This is a genomic window from Clostridium sp. HMP27, assembly GCF_000765165.1.
In the GTDB taxonomy this organism is placed as follows: Bacteria; Bacillota; Clostridia; order Clostridiales; family Clostridiaceae; genus Clostridium_AK.
Genome location: NZ_JMFY01000012.1, coordinates 18,692 through 34,342, shown reverse-complemented (window position 1 = coordinate 34,342; position 15,651 = coordinate 18,692). Strand labels below are relative to the sequence as shown.

Annotated in this window: 13 protein-coding genes; 1 reads left to right on the top strand and 12 read right to left on the bottom strand. The window is 32.5% G+C overall.

From position 1 onward, the window contains the following. Positions 1-2: 2 nt before the first annotated feature. From DP68_RS05560 to DP68_RS05505, 12 genes are all read right to left on the bottom strand, one after another. A complete protein-coding gene (locus DP68_RS05560) occupies positions 3-869 on the bottom strand; it encodes a mechanosensitive ion channel domain-containing protein (RefSeq protein ID WP_035307248.1) in 867 nt (288 codons plus the stop codon). A gap of 39 nt (positions 870-908) precedes the next feature. Continuing rightward, a complete protein-coding gene (locus DP68_RS05555) occupies positions 909-2,030 on the bottom strand; it encodes a M20/M25/M40 family metallo-hydrolase (protein WP_035307246.1) in 1,122 nt (373 codons plus the stop codon). A 106-nt stretch (positions 2,031-2,136) separates the two neighbouring features. Continuing rightward, positions 2,137-3,642, bottom strand: coding sequence for a glutamate/gamma-aminobutyrate family transporter YjeM (yjeM, locus tag DP68_RS05550; protein ID WP_035307245.1), 1,506 nt, complete (start codon positions 3,640-3,642; stop codon positions 2,137-2,139). A 188-nt stretch (positions 3,643-3,830) separates the two neighbouring features. Then, positions 3,831-4,838 carry a LacI family DNA-binding transcriptional regulator gene (locus tag DP68_RS05545; RefSeq protein ID WP_035307243.1) on the bottom strand — a complete coding sequence of 336 codons (1,008 nt, stop codon included), beginning with the start codon at positions 4,836-4,838 and terminating at the stop codon, positions 3,831-3,833. Between the two features lie 2 nt (positions 4,839-4,840). Then, positions 4,841-6,241: an ADP-ribosylglycohydrolase family protein gene (locus tag DP68_RS05540; RefSeq protein WP_035307241.1), complete on the bottom strand. Its 1,401-nt coding sequence runs from the start codon at positions 6,239-6,241 to the stop codon at positions 4,841-4,843. 12 nt (positions 6,242-6,253) lie between these two features. Beyond that, positions 6,254-7,555, bottom strand: coding sequence for an amidohydrolase family protein (locus DP68_RS05535; protein WP_035307239.1), 1,302 nt, complete (start codon positions 7,553-7,555; stop codon positions 6,254-6,256). Beyond that, positions 7,548-8,474, bottom strand: a complete 927-nt coding sequence (locus DP68_RS05530) for a nucleoside hydrolase (protein WP_035307238.1) — start codon at positions 8,472-8,474, stop codon at positions 7,548-7,550. The genes DP68_RS05535 and DP68_RS05530 overlap by 8 nt, the downstream gene beginning before the upstream one ends. Before the next feature lie 14 nt (positions 8,475-8,488). Further along, positions 8,489-9,415 (bottom strand): pyrimidine-specific ribonucleoside hydrolase RihA, encoded by a 927-nt coding sequence (rihA, locus tag DP68_RS05525; RefSeq protein ID WP_035307236.1) that lies wholly within the window; start codon positions 9,413-9,415, stop codon positions 8,489-8,491. Between the two features lie 2 nt (positions 9,416-9,417). Next, a complete protein-coding gene (locus tag DP68_RS05520) occupies positions 9,418-10,344 on the bottom strand; it encodes an ABC transporter permease (RefSeq protein WP_035307234.1) in 927 nt (308 codons plus the stop codon). Then, positions 10,345-11,421, bottom strand: a complete 1,077-nt coding sequence (locus DP68_RS05515; protein WP_035307233.1) for an ABC transporter permease — start codon at positions 11,419-11,421, stop codon at positions 10,345-10,347. It abuts the gene before it with no gap. Beyond that, complete coding sequence (locus DP68_RS05510) at positions 11,414-12,967, bottom strand: ABC transporter ATP-binding protein (RefSeq protein ID WP_035307231.1); 1,554 nt, start codon at positions 12,965-12,967, stop codon at positions 11,414-11,416. Before DP68_RS05510 ends, DP68_RS05515 begins: the two co-directional genes overlap by 8 nt. 93 nt (positions 12,968-13,060) lie before the next feature. Further along, positions 13,061-14,179, bottom strand: coding sequence for a BMP family ABC transporter substrate-binding protein (locus DP68_RS05505; RefSeq protein ID WP_035307229.1), 1,119 nt, complete (start codon positions 14,177-14,179; stop codon positions 13,061-13,063). Positions 14,180-14,557: 378 nt separating this feature from the next. On the opposite strand from DP68_RS05505, the gene DP68_RS18855 reads away from it, so the two are divergent. Then, entirely contained in the window at positions 14,558-15,637 is a 1,080-nt protein-coding gene (locus DP68_RS18855; protein WP_052085660.1) for a YARHG domain-containing protein, read from the top strand. The last annotated feature ends 14 nt before the right edge of the window (positions 15,638-15,651 follow it).

Sequence of the window (15,651 nt, the reverse complement as noted above, 5' to 3'; positions counted from 1 at the left end):
ACCTATATAAGTTTTATATCTTCGTGTTTTTTAAATTCAACAAGTAAAGTCTCAACTATAGTATGTTCCAAAGTTCTAAAACTTCTGGAGCCACAAATAAATCTTAATGTAAGAACTACTTTTCCCTCAGAAAGGGAAGTATATACCGTATGAGATAGATTTTGATAGTAGATTGGTTGGGTTTTAGCCGCCATGTCTAAAGCTTCTCTTACTTCCTCTTCCATATTTCCAAGAATATCTTCTGCCTTATCAAGTATTATTTTTTTTGCCTTTTCCCAGTTGCTATCTATTGAAAGCTTTATTTCAATTTCATTCCAACTATACGGAAAACCTCCTGTTCCATTAATAACCTCGATACTTAAGAGCTTTATATTAGGTATATGAATAAGCCTTCCAGTGCTTTGTCCATATGCATTACTTGTTTGAGTTACTTCTATTATAGTTGTATAAAACCAATTTATCTCAATTATATCTCCTATACTGTCTCCAATTTTAATTCTATCCCCTAAAGTAAATGGTTTATGAGAATTTATAATTACCCACCCTAAAAAGCTAGATACTAAATCCTTTAGTGCAAATGCAAGTCCTGCTGAAAAAAGTCCTAGAAACGTCATTATGTCTTTGGTTTCATATACCCATACAGGAATTAAAATCGCTATAAAAACAATTCTTAAAATATTAGAAATAACTTTTTTTGTAGTCAGTATTTTCGTTGACTTCCAATTAGCCTCATCAACTTTCTTTACTATAACTTTATTAAAAGAATATAGCATTCCAGCCATACCCAATGTAAGTAAAAACTTAGGAAATACTCCAATCATTCCAAATTTTAAACTTATATATTCAAACCACTGACTTACTTTAACCAAAAATATATGCACCCCTATCCCCTTATTTTAATTTCTATTTTATATAATTTTATTGTTTCTAAGCATTATTTGAAGAACTAGTCTACTTACATTTACTAAATCTTTCACCTTTATATATTCCTCTACAGTATGGTCCTTAGACATTCCAGTTCCCAAATTTACTGTCTTTATTCCTTTAGATGCAAATACATTTACGTCACTACCTCCGCCTGTTGATTCTAATTTAAAGGTTACTCCTATTTTATCACAAGCTTCTCTTATTATCTCTAGTATTTCATCATCTTCACTTATTGCATAATTTCTATAGCTCAATTTATTTTCTACATAAACCTCTGCTCCGAATTTTTCTGAAGCCTTTTGAAAACAATCTGTCATATGCTCAATTTGATTATTTAATTTATCCATATTTAAACTTCTAGCTTCTGCTTTAACTTCAACATACGGACACACAACATTTGTTGCTTCTCCCCCAATTATAGTCCCAATGTTTGCTGTAGTTTCCTCATCTACTCTTAGAAGCTTCATATTTGAAATTGCATATGCAGCAACTTGAATCGCACTTATCCCATTCTCAGGTTCAACCCCTGCATGAGATGCCTTTCCCTTTATTTTAACTGTAATTTGACTTTCTGCTGGGGCCTTTACAATTACAGCTCCTACCTCCTTTGAACTATCTACTATAAACCCTTTCTTAGATTCCAATCTTTCATATTCTACGCCCTTAGCACCATAAAGTCCTTCTTCTTCTGCTATGGTAAATACTACTTCTATCGGCCCATGAGACAAATTTTTATCCTTTATAGTTCTTATAGCTTCTAAGATAGATGAAATGCCTGCTTTATCATCTCCTGCAAGTATTGTATCACCACTGCTATATATAACTTCATCTTTAATTATAGGTTTTATGCCCTTACCTGGCTTTACAGTATCCATATGGGCACAAAATAGTATTGGTTCTATAGTTAAATCTCCATCTAAATACCCATATACATTATTTGCATTTGATCCTATATTTTCTCCTGCCGTATCCGTTTCAACCCTCATTCCTAACTCTTTCATCTCTTTTATAAGAGTTTGTGCCATTTCATTTTCATTAAAACTTTCACTATCAATTTTAACATATTCAAAAAATTTATTAATTAGTCTTTCTTTATTTATCACTTTATCATCCCCTATTTACATAAGTAACATTTAATATGGAAAAGCCCTTTAAAGGGACTTTCCCATAAGCTTGTTACTTACTATATATACTCATGATTATTTAACTTTATGCTGCTTTTTTATTTTTAACTTTTCTTTCGTATCTTCCATAGATTATAAGGGCTGCTATAATAAATACTACTGGTCCTACAATCATCCATATGGTTGACATGTAATCTCCCTTCATTATTGTCGGCTCTATTATAGTAAATAAATTTGCAAATCCAACAGTTAATGTAACAAGAGCTGTTGCTAAAAATGCTATTGAGTAACTTTTAAAGAATTCAAAAGGCTTTCTTATATTAGTATTCTTTTTAAAAGCAGGAAATGCTATTGATAAAAACATGTAGGGTAATGTCATCGCTACATTTGTCATCAGTATAAGCCTTGAAAAGAACTTAGAGGCTCCTTCTCCACCAAATGATACTAACGCAATCATAACTGCTACAATACCGCATTGAACCCACATAGCATTAACTGGTATATTATCTTTAGTTTCTTCAATTTTAGGAGTCCAAAGCCCGTGTGGAGTTCCATCAATAAGCTGCTTTAAGGGTGAATAAGAAAGTGCAAAGAATGCCCCTGTCAAAGCTAAGAACATTGATAATCCTACAAATCTTGCTACCCATATTCCAATTTGAACCGATACAACTTCTCCAAGTCCAAATGCTCTTCCAAATTCATATCCAAAATTTTTCATCAATATATACGCTACATTCCCCATATGAATTCTATTGGACGATAAAACATCTTGCCAGTTCGTAAATACCCCACATAAAAATATTCCAAGTGAATATCCTATAGAAATTACTATCGCAGCTAACGTTATTCCCTTAGGAAAATTAACTCTTGCATTTTCCGTTTCATCAACTAAACCTCCTACAACTTCTATCCCACCGTAACTAAATATAGCAAATACTAAAAATCCCAAAGAAGAAATAGTAGTTTGATATCCAGGGTTTGGTGAACTTATAAATGCCCTTCCTCCTTGAAGCGGCTGCGCAAGTGTTCCTCCATTTGCTATAAAAATTAGAACCGCACCTACAATCAAAACTATATTAAGTGCCGCTACTGCAGTACCTCCTATAGAGGTTATTTTAGTTATTTGATCCACACCTTTGGATGCAATGCGAGTTACTAATACTACCCATATTATGCCTAATATCCCGATAACTTGAGTTGAGTTTAACCCAAATGCTGCCCACGTAGCTGTTCTATCATCTCCAAATATAGATGTTGAAAAAGGTATCCATATACTTGATGATATATTAACCATCCATACGATATAGGATGCATACCACATAAATGTTCCTACAAAAGCAAACTTTGGACCCACAGATTTACTCATCCATGAATAAATTCCTCCCTTTTCTTTTTCAAAAGCAGATCCAAATTCCGCCATCATAAATGCAAAGGGAATAAAAAATGCAAATGCGGCAAATATATACCAGATAATAGCTCCATATCCCATTAAATAATAAGATCTTGGCATGTTTGCAAATCCAAATACAGATGTAAAAATCATCAATACAAGTGCCTTAAGACTTAATTTTTTACTATTCTTTTTATCCATTTAACGAATCACTTCCTTGCATGATTTATATAATTTATAACTAAATGTATTATTAGCTTGTTCCTCCACAAGGTTTTTATACTTTAAGATTAAGGAAGCGTACTTAAACAATTCTTGTTTTGGATTTAATTATTAAATAAGTATTTTTATTATTAAAAATAAAAAGTTGCCATAAAAGGCAACTTAAATTATAATTTTGTAACTGAATTTCTTATTATTAAATTAGTATCCAATATAATTTGCTTAGATGGAATTTCTTCTTTATTTATTATTTTAAGAAGCAATTCTACAGCATTATATCCCATTTCATAAGTTGGTTGAGCTACAGTGGTAATCTTTGGAAATGTCACTTTAGTTAAAAATATATTATCAAATCCTGTTACAGATATTTCATCAGGTACCCTTATTCCTTTATTATTTAAAACTTCTAAAGCTCCTATTGCCATTAAATCATTCTCTGAAGCCACTGCTGTAAACTTTAAATTCTTTTCTAAAAGCTCTTCCATACACTTTATCCCACCGCTTATCTTATAATCCCCATATCTTATAAGGCTATCAATGATAGGTATGTTATACTTGCTTAGCGCTTTTTTATATCCCCTAAGTCTCTTATACTCTCCATACATACCCTTTTTACCCGATATATAAGCTATTTGTGTATGCCCATTTTGGATTAAATATTCTACTAATTTGTACATTCCCATTTCGCCATCAGTAGATATAAAAGGGACTTCATCTATAGGGCCATTTCTGTCCATAGATACAAAAGGTATTTTATACTTTCTGAATAACTCTATATTTTCTCCTTTATTTTCAAGAGTACTGGTATATATTACTCCATCTACAGACTTTTCTTTTAAAATTTGTATATGTTCTATTTCTTTCTCTTCTTTATCATCGGTATTGCAAAGTATGATGTTATATCCATATTTACTTGCAGCATCTTCTGCTCCTCTTACTATTCCAGGAAAAAAGGGATTATTTATATCCGGTAATATAAGGCCTATTATATGGGTCTTTTTTGTAACCATTCCTCTTGCCAAGCTACTGGGAATATAATTATGTTTTGCCATTATCTTTAGTATATTTTCTCTTGTCTCCTTGCCTACACCATCTTCTTTGTTATTTATAACTCTTGATACAGTAGCAATAGATACCTTTGCTTCTTTAGCTATATCCTTTATAGTAACACCCATTCTTACTCTCCCTTATTAGCTCTCCTTAAAGCTGCAACTGTCCACTTAGATAACTCACTTATTTTTAAATGTTTCATGCCTCTAACATAAGTTATTAAATCATCACCAATTGGATCTATCCATTTTTTATCTATTCCCTTAAATCCATAAATCGCACCATATACACTTGCTATCTGCGCTGCATTACAATCAACATCTTGTCCTTCCATAGAAATTATATTCATAGTTTTTTCAAAATCATTTCCTCCAAAGTAAAGAGCCACTACTTCTGCAGCTGCATTTGGATATGCATGAATCCAATTATACATTTTAAACTTTTCCTCACATGCCTTCCATGCCTCTTTCCAATTGTCATTTGACTTACACTGATTATATGCAAAATCAATTACTGAATAGTATTCTGAATCCTTAGGAATTGAATTTATAGTCTTATCAAGTATAACCTTTACATCATTTTCTACAAAAGCAAGTGACACAAGTACAGCATTAAATATTTCTCCTATTACCCCATTATTGTGATGTGAAATAACACCATCAATCCACGCAAGTCTTGCAGCTTCCCCTGCATTTCCAGGAGCTACCATACCACAAATAGCACCTCTCATCTGAGCACCTATCCATTCACGGTAATAGTTGTTAAGTTCCCCGCTTAAAGGAGGGTATATTCCTCTTTGAATATTTTTCAAAGCAATATCCTCCGCTGACCATCCTGTGGGAATAAGCCCCACCCATTCTTCCGCTATGTCAATTGAGGTTACATTATATCCTTTTTCATCAAATGCTTTCAAAAATGCTAATTCATAAGTTATATCATCATTATAAGTGTTTGGTTTTCTAACATAATTTGTTACATTGCCAAAAGTTTTCTCTATATTGTCTGAAGTATAGCCTTCAATGGCTGTTCCTAACGCCCCGCCACATATTTGAGCTATCCAAGCTGCATGAATTTTTTCTTCAAACTTCTCTGTGTATATATTACATTCATCATATTTAGGAAAACTTACAGATTTCTCATACTCTGCCCAAGAGGAATATGTTTTATATTTAAAGTAATGGGAATCTAACTCCTTTTTTGCATTGTTTAATTCATAATAAACTCTAGCAGTTATCTTACTTAATTCAATTATATTATCTTCTTCTAATGCCTTAAGTCCAAGCGGAATTAACGCTTCTGCTCTTTCCACGTTGTATCCCATATTTTCCATAGATTGAATTGCACCTATTATTACTCTTTCAGGAGCAAAGGAACCTGGTACATTGCTTTTCCAAACAAGCCTTGTAGAAAATTCTATATGATTTTCCATCTCTTGCGCTCCCATTTCCCAAGTTTGTTCCTCATCGCTTAATACAACAGGTATAGCATTACTCATCAATTCATGTTCCATTTCCCATGCCTTTTTCATACTTTTCCTCCTCTAATAACTTATTTTATTTGTTCCTTTTCCTTTACTTAAAATTTCCTTAGAAGTTCTCTCTATTTCATTCCATAAAGAGGTATTTTTTAATACAACTTTTCCATTTCTTTTTACAAATTTACCTTCCACTATAGAATGCAGGATATTTTTACTTTCACTACTATAAATTATAGATGTTAAAGGATTATATATAGGATATGTATTTGTCATATTCAAGTCCCAAACAAGTAAATCTGCATCATATCCTACTTTAATATCTCCTGTATTAAAGTCTAAAGCCTTATGCCCTCTCATTAACATTTGCCACATGCTCTTCAGCTTAAAGTTCTCAGATTTACCTTCTGCCTTTCCTATAAGTGCAAATAACCTTAACTGCTCTAATGGATTTAATGTATTTGAACTTGCTGCTCCATCTGTTCCTATACATAGTTGAAGTCTGTCGTAATTATTCCACAAACCTCCATAACCCATACCTAGTTTCATATAGGTTTTAGGGCATACCGCGACGTAAGTGTTGTCATTTGTATAATTCAAATCCTCTTCACTAATCCATAGTCCATGAGCAATTATTGCAGGGATATCAAAACCTCCTGTTTCACTTAATATTTTAAAAGGGGTTTTTCCATAAGACTTTAAGCTTTCTTCTACTTGTTCTAAAGTTTCAGAAAGGTGAATATGAATTCCTACATTTAGCTCCCTTGCCCTTTTAATAATCTTTTCAAGTTTTTCATTTGGACACGTATAGGGAGCATGGGGACCCATTCTTAAGCTTAATCTAGTACTTTGATTTCTTCTCTTTTCTATAAGTGACGCTGCATCTTCTAAAACTTCCTCAAAGTTATCAGATAGACCAAAGATTGTAGGTGCTATATCTCCTCTTATTCCACTTTCTATAACTGCGTCACATACCTTATCTGCAAAGAAGTAATGATCTGCAAAAGAAGTCACTCCATTATCTATCATTTCACTTATGCCAAGTAAGGCTCCATAATATACATCCATAGGTGTTAACTTACTTTCATAAGGAAAGATTTCTTTATTAAACCAATCCTTTATATTTACATCCTCAGCTAATCCCTTTAGTATGTTCATAGGTACATGAGAGTGTAAATTTACAAGACCTGGTGTTATAAAATAGCTTTCGCACTCTATTACTTCACCGAGTCCCCCTTCATATTGATCCAATATTTTTTCTATCTTTCCGTCTTTAACGTAAATACTTTTTCCACTAAATATATTTCCTTCCCCATCAATTATATTAGCATCCTTTAAAATCATATCCCAAGACTCAACCCTATTCATATGAATACATCATCTCCCTAAACATTTCTACGAATCCTTCTCTATTTACATTCATAGCAACTTCTGCATTAGGTTCCTTTTTAGTAACATTATAAATATCAACTACAGTTTTTCCATAAGTAAGTTCACTCTTTGTTTCTACCGCAACATAGTATTTATACTTTTCAATAATATTAGGATTAATAACCGAAGCTACCGCTAAGGCATCATGAACTATTGCTCCTTCAAGACCATAAAGCTTACATATACTTGAGCAACACTGAAAGAACTCCCTTACAGTTTCACGAATCCTGTTTTCTTTGCTAGTTATATAGTTTATCTCCTCATCTGAAATTAAAGCCTTATGCGTTGCATCAAGCCCTACCATAGTTACCGGTATTCCCGATTTAAATACCATATCTGCAGCTTCTGCATCCACATATATATTAAATTCTGCTGACGGAGTAGTGTTTCCTATATAGCAAGATCCCCCCATAAGAGTTATCTTTTCAATTTTATGCACTAAATCTGGATACTTTATTAAAGCTATCGCTATATTTGTAAGAGGTCCTAGTGCTATTATATTAAGCTTTCCCTCACACTTTATAGCCTCTTCATATATGGTATCCCAAGCGCTTTTTTCATAAAGTTTTATATTTCCGTCAGGTAAGACTACAGAATGGAGTCCAGTTTCCCCATGTACATATTCTGCAGTATGAAGCTTTCTTAAAATAGGACCAGCTGACCCCTTAGCTACTTTCGTATTAGCTCCCATATAACTTACAAGGTCCATAGAGTTTTTAGTAGTCTTTTCTAAAGGTATATTACCTCCTACAGAAGTCACAGCCCTTATATCCAACTTTTCCGATGAAAATGCCAAAAATAGCGCTAAGGCATCATCTATTCCTGGATCTGTATCTATAATTACAGGTATTTTCATGTATAATTCACTCCTTAATTGTAGTGTTCCATAGCTTCTACTAACATATCTACAAATCTTTCCCTGTCTATATCAAAAGCAACATCTGCATTTTTTTCTTTTTTAAGCACATCATAATAGTCAACAACTGTTGCTCCTAATGTATGTTCTCCCTTAGTTTCTATATCCACATGAAGCTTTTTAGTAGTCATTATTGATGGGTCAATAACCCAAGCTACTGCACAAGGATCATGAAGTGGACTTCCCTTAAATCCCATATCCATATGAAATTTAGAAAAGAAGTCTAAAAGTTCTGCAACCATCGCAGCAACTTTTCCACCAACATTTCTTATTCTTTCTACATCCTCATCATAAATTAAAGCCTTATGCGTTACATCAAGCCCACTCATTGTTATTGGTATTCCAGACTTAAACACTATATCTGCAGCTTCTGGATCTACTAATATATTAAATTCTGCAGCTGGACTCCAATTTCCACCAAAACAAGCTCCACCCATTAGAGATATTCTTTCTATCTTTTCTTTTAATTCTGGATAGCATAAAAGAAACTTTGCTATATTTGTTAATGCTCCTGTTGGTATCAAAGTAACCTTTCTATCACTTTCCCTAATTGTTTTTGCTATAAGTTCAATTGCAGATATATCCACAGCTTTTAAATTTGACTCTGGAAGTTCTGGGCCATCAAGTCCACTATCTCCATGAACTTCTGGTGCGATTATTAAATCTCTCATTAGGGGTTTATCATCTCCCTTTGCTACAGGCACATCTACCCCTGCAAAACTTAAAACCTTTAAGGCATTGTTTAATGTCTTTTCTTGAGTTTGGTTTCCGGCAACTATAGTTACTGCCTTTACATCTAATCTTTCACTAGCAAAAGCAAGTAATAGAGCTATTGCGTCATCATGCCCTGGGTCACAATCTATTATCACTGGTATTCTCATGTTTATTTCCTCCTAATTTTCTTAATCTTGTTAGTTTGCTGTATTGAGTATATAACTAGTCCAAATATTGTAGTTAAATATGGCACCATTTGAACAAATTCCGCCGGCACTCTTAAAGACTGCATTACATTAGATAAGGCATCTGCAAATCCAAATATTAAGGCAGCTGCAAAAGTTCCTATAGGAGTTCCTCTTCCCATAGCTTCAGCTGCAAGAGCTATAAACCCTCTTCCTGCAGTCATATCTCTTGAGAACCATGATACATATCCCATGGACATATATACTCCACCTAAAGCTGCAAATATACCGCTCATTATTAAAGCTAAGTATTGTATTTTTATAACACTTATACCCACTGAATCTGCTGCATTTGGGTTTTCTCCAACAGCTCTTATCTTAAGTCCTAGTGGAGTTCTATATAAAAAGTAATGTACAACTACAACTGATAATAATGATAAATATGTTAATATGTTATGTCCTGATAGTATTGACCCAAGTACTGGTATTCTATTTACTAAAGGGATCCATATTTCTGGTACTACAAGACTTTTTAAAGAAACAGAAATTCCCTTATCTTTAGCTACTAAAAATAACAAAAATACCGTCCCCCCACTAGCGAGCAAATTAAGAGCAATACCTGTTAGTATTATGTCAGATTTCAAATGCAAGGAAAAATATGCAAGAGCTAAAGAAAGTAATACTCCAACTATTATTCCAGCAACTACTCCAACCATTATACTTTTGCTAAAAGCGCTAGCAATTACACCAGCTAACGCAGATGAAAGCATTATACCTTCAAGTCCTATATTAATAACTCCCGCTTTATCCGATATTAAAGCTGCTAAAGCTGCAAAAAGTATAGGCGTTGTAACTCTGAGTATTGAATATCCAAAACTAGTTGTAAATATTAGTGAAAACAAGTTATCCATTTACTTTCCCTCCTTAACAGCCAACTGCTCTTGAGAATGCTTAACGATTTTCTTATGTTTCCATTTTGAAAGGAATCTGTTTGCTGCAATTAATATGATTATAATTGCTTGTATAACTGATATTACCTCACTTGGAACATCTGTCATTCTTGCCATGATATCTGCCCCAACCCTTAGGTATGCTAGGAATACAGCTGCTACTGGCACTAAAATTGGATTGTTTCTTGCTAAAATAGCTACTATTATTCCATCAAATCCATATCCCGGAAGGCTCTGCCACTGAAATCTTTGATACATTCCAAGTACTTCTGTACCTCCACCGAGTCCTGCAATAAATCCGCCTAGTAACTGTGAATATAAAATCACTTTCTTTGTATTAATTCCTGAATACTTTGCAAAATTCTCATTTAACCCTGTCATTCTAAGAGCGTATCCCCATTTTGACCTATACATAAATAAGTAGGTTAGAATTATAAATAATATTGCTACGAATGTTCCAGCATGTATTCTTGTACCTGGAATTATCTTCTGAAATATTGCTGTTTTATTAAATATAAATGACGCCATAAACCCTGAGTTAGGATCTCTTATAATGTTATTTATCACATATATACCCAAATATAGGCAAACATAGTTTAGCATAAGAGACGATACCAGCTCATTTGCATTCCATTTTGTCTTAAGTATTCCTGGAATAAATCCAGCTAAAGCTCCTATAAGACCCCCAAACAATATTGCTACTATTGGATGAATCCCCATAGGAAGTATTACTTTAACTGCTATAAAGGAGGCCGCTACCCCTCCAATAAAAAATGCACCTTCACTTATCATGTTAAATTGTTTTGCCTGAAACATTACACATACAGATAATCCTGTGAAAATAAATGGAATAGACATTTCTATTACATTACCAAATCGTCTTATTGAAGAAAATGGCCCTGTAAAAAGTGTGGTTATAGCATTTATTGGCTGCTTACTTATCCCTAAAATTATTAAAAATGCTAAAGTCATAGCAAGTAAAATTGCTACAAAGGTTCTTATTACCTCAAATTGAGTTTCAATCTTTTTACTACTCATTTATAGCCCTCCTTATCTCTTCAGGAGATTGTTTGTTTATGCCAAGCATGTATGTTCCTAACTCTTCTTCAGTAACCTTTGAGCTATCCTTGAAGTAAGCTACAACTTCTCCTCCATACATTACCATTAGACTATCACTTAGTTCCATCGCTTCATTTAAATCTGCAGATATTAATAATACCGCTGTGCCTTCATCTCTTAGTTCCACTAGTTTTTTATGAATAAATTCTGTTGCTCCTACGTCAATACCTCTAGTTGGTTGATTTGCTACTATAAGTTTTGGATTTGATGAAAATTCTCTAGCTACTACAACCTTTTGAATATTTCCACCTGATAACATTTTTACTGGTTGATCTGCACTATCGCACTTAACTCTATAATCTTTAATAAGTTCTTTAACCATGGAGTGTATTTTTGACATACTAAGCAGCACACCTTTACTTAATTCCTTACTATCAAATCTATCTGCAATAATATTTTCCTCTATGCTGGCTTCACCAGATGCACCAAATATCATTCTATCTTCTGAAATATGAGAAGCACCTAGATTTCTTATTTCCTTTATACTTAGGTTTTTAACTTCTTGTCCATCTATAAAAATTTCACCATCATGATACTTTTCAAGTCCTGTTATAAGTTCTATAAGTTCCCTTTGCCCATTACCCTCTACTCCAGCTATTCCAAGTATTTCACCTTTTCTTACAGTAAAGTTTATATTATTTAATATTGTCTTTCCAGTTTCATCAATATGATTTATATTATTAACCTTTAGTACCACATTACTTGGGTTATTTTTTTCTTTTTGAATTTTAAGTACCACATCACGACCTACCATAAGTCTTGAAATATCTTCTTGAGATACTTTTGCAACATCATAAACCCCTATACTTCTTCCAGCCCTTAAAATTGTTATTCTATCACATATCTCTTTTATTTCTTTTAACTTATGAGAAATAAATATTATGGTATGTCCCTTTTTCTTTAAGTTTATAAGTTCCACAAATAATTCCTTTGTTTCTTGAGGAGTTAATACTGCAGTTGGCTCATCTAGTATAAGTATTTCTGCTCCTCTAAGTAATGCCTTTAGTATTTCAACCTTTTGTTTTATTCCTACAGGCAAATCTGAAACCTTTGCTTTTGGATCAACTATAAGATTATATTTCTTTGAAATTTCTTCTGTAACTTTTATTGCCTTTTCTATGTCGATAAGTCCATTTTTCTTTGGTTCCATACCTAAAACCATGTTTTCTGCAACAGTAAGTGATGAAACAAGCATGAAATGCTGATGCACCATTCCTATACCATTTTTTATAGCCGTGCTTGGGGAATCTATACTTATCTTTTGTCCCTTTAATAAGATATCTCCCTCTTCTGGCTTCTCAAGCCCAAATAGTATTTTCATAAGTGTACTTTTACCTGCCCCGTTTTCTCCCATTAGAGCATGTATTTCTCCTGATTTAACAGAAAAATTTACATCTTTATTTGCAACCATTCCATTTGGATATACCTTAGTTATATTTTCCATGGATAAAATTTCATCTGACAAACTCTTCACCTCTCCCACATTTTATGTATTAGTTAATTAATGCACTGGAAAATTATCCAGTGCATTATAATATTGTAATTATTTATTTAGCTGTTACTTTACAGAATTTCTTATATCATTAAGAACTTTTGTATCCATTCCAATAGCTGAATCTACTTTTATTTCTCCATCTATTATTTTCTTTGAAGTTTCTTGTACAAACTTTCTCATATCTTCTGAAACATTTTTATTATAAAATTCATTTTCAGCAAGACCAACCGCTTCTTCCTTTAATCCTAAGCTTTCTGCCTTACCCCATGGTAATTTTCCTTGTTTTTCAAGTTCAATTGCTCTAACAAGTGAGTTATCAACTCTCTTTAGAACTGAGCTCATTATTAAATTTGCTTTTGCAGCATCATCTTTAAATAACATTGCCTGATCTGAATCTACACCTATAGCATATTTTTTCTGTAGCTTAGCTGCATCTAATGCTCCAAGTCCTGCTTGTGACGCAACTGGGAATACTACATCAACCTTTTGATTAAACTGTGCTAATGCCATTTCCTTACCTTTTGCACTGTTAAAGAAATCTCCAATGTAAGATATAGCAACTTTTGTATCCTTATCTACGTATTGAGCACCTTTTATATATCCAACAAGGAAGTCGTTTATAACCGGAATATCCATTCCACCAACAAATCCTATAACCTTATCTTTATTAGCTTGAGGCATAGTGGAAGTTGTTATCTTAGCCGCTAAAGCTCCTGCTAAAAAAGAGCCTTCATTTTGTTTATAGTTTATTGAATATATGTTTTTAAAATCACCTTTGTCATAATTTACTGCTGCATCAAATAATATATATTTTTTTTCTGGATGTTCTGGCGCTATCTTTTCTAAATGCTCCTGCATCTGCCAAGTACCACAAATTATTATATCCCAATTTTCTTCAGATACATCTGCTAAAGTTGGCTCCCATTTTGTCTGATCTGATCCAACTTCTATTACCTTTGTTTCAGCCTTAAATTTTTCTTTAATTTGCTTTAAACCTTCATTTGCTGAGTCGAAGAAAGACTTGTCTCCTAAATTTCCGTTAAGAACTAGTACTATTTTCAACGGTTTGTCTTTTCCTGAATCCTTTGCTGTCTTATCTCCTGAATCCTTGCTTCCACAACCAGTTAATGCAAGTGCAAGCACCATGATGAAACTTAACATTAAACCAAGTACCTTTTTCATCCTATTATTTCCCCCTATTACTGAAACGTTTTAGTAAAACGTTTACTTATTTTATCTATATTATATTCATTTATTCATCACATTTCAACCAAAATATTCTAAAAATAACATAAAAACTTCTTTAAGTTTTATTTTTAATTCATTTTAAAGCTATTTTAAGTTATTTCAAATAATTTGTACTATACAATTAGTCGAAATATGCATCATTTTGTACTATTTATGCTTTTATCAATTTGTTATAACTGATACCTCCAAATTTTGGTATAATTTATTTATAATAAATTACTTTGTTTCCAATAACATTTTATTAATTGTTTAATTTTGTTATAATATTAATATATACCAAATTTCATAGCAAGTTCAAAAGGAGTGATATTCATGCAATGTCCAAATTGCGATACGGAAATCTTAAGCTTAGATTCTAAATTTTGTAGTTGTTGTGGCTATAAGCTTTCTAATTCTGATAATTCAAATTCAACTAAAATAAAATTTCCTATAAATAAAAAAATAATTGCATTTTTAGGCCTGGTATTATTAGTTTTATCTTTTACCATTATTCGATCTTATAGCTCTGTAAATTCCAATCCTGAAAATGTCATCAATGGATTTTTTAATAACTTACAAAATAAAAACTATGAAAAAGCTTTTAAAAATTTAGATACTGCAAAACTTCAATCTTCCCCATTTTTAAGTAAAGAAAGCTTTGGAAAAGCTTTAAGCTTAGCTCCTATTAAAAACTTTACTATAGAAGAAGCAGATACCGCTCTTTATAAGACTATTGGAGAAAAAGTCCATACTATGTTTTATAATGTATCCATTTACTCTGATGAGGTTCCAACCAAAAACTTTATTATAAAACTTACCAAGAAAAATGATGATTGGTTAATAGAACCTTTCCCATTTATAGTTAAAAAATCAATATATATTCCTCAAGATAAAAATATTGAGGTAATGGTAAATGATATAAAATTAGATTTAAAAAATACTAATTCTGATAAAGAATACGACTTTTTCATATACTCTCCTGTGGTGGTTAAGTACCAAGGCTCCAATATCAAGCCCCTAGTTGTAGACATGAATAACTTAAGTGATACAAGCAGTATAGTATTTGAACCTGCAAAAATTGCAACTTCAAATCCAGATACCGAAATTTCTAAGGAAAATCCTAATATTAAAGACTTAAATAATAATTTAGATTTTATCTTCTCAAATAGTTCTACTCAAGAGCTATCTGTATATGATTTGAAAAACCTAACTAAATATGAATTAGGTATTGCAAGAAATGAGATTTATGCACGCCATGGATATGTATTTAGCCAAGAGCCTTTCAAAAGCTATTTTCAAGGCAAAAACTGGTATGTTCCAAATCCTGAATTTAAGGGATTAAACACCGACTTGTATCCCGTAGAATATAAAAATGTACAGCTCATATTGCAATATGAAAAAAGTAGAGATTAGAACTTTAGTTCTAA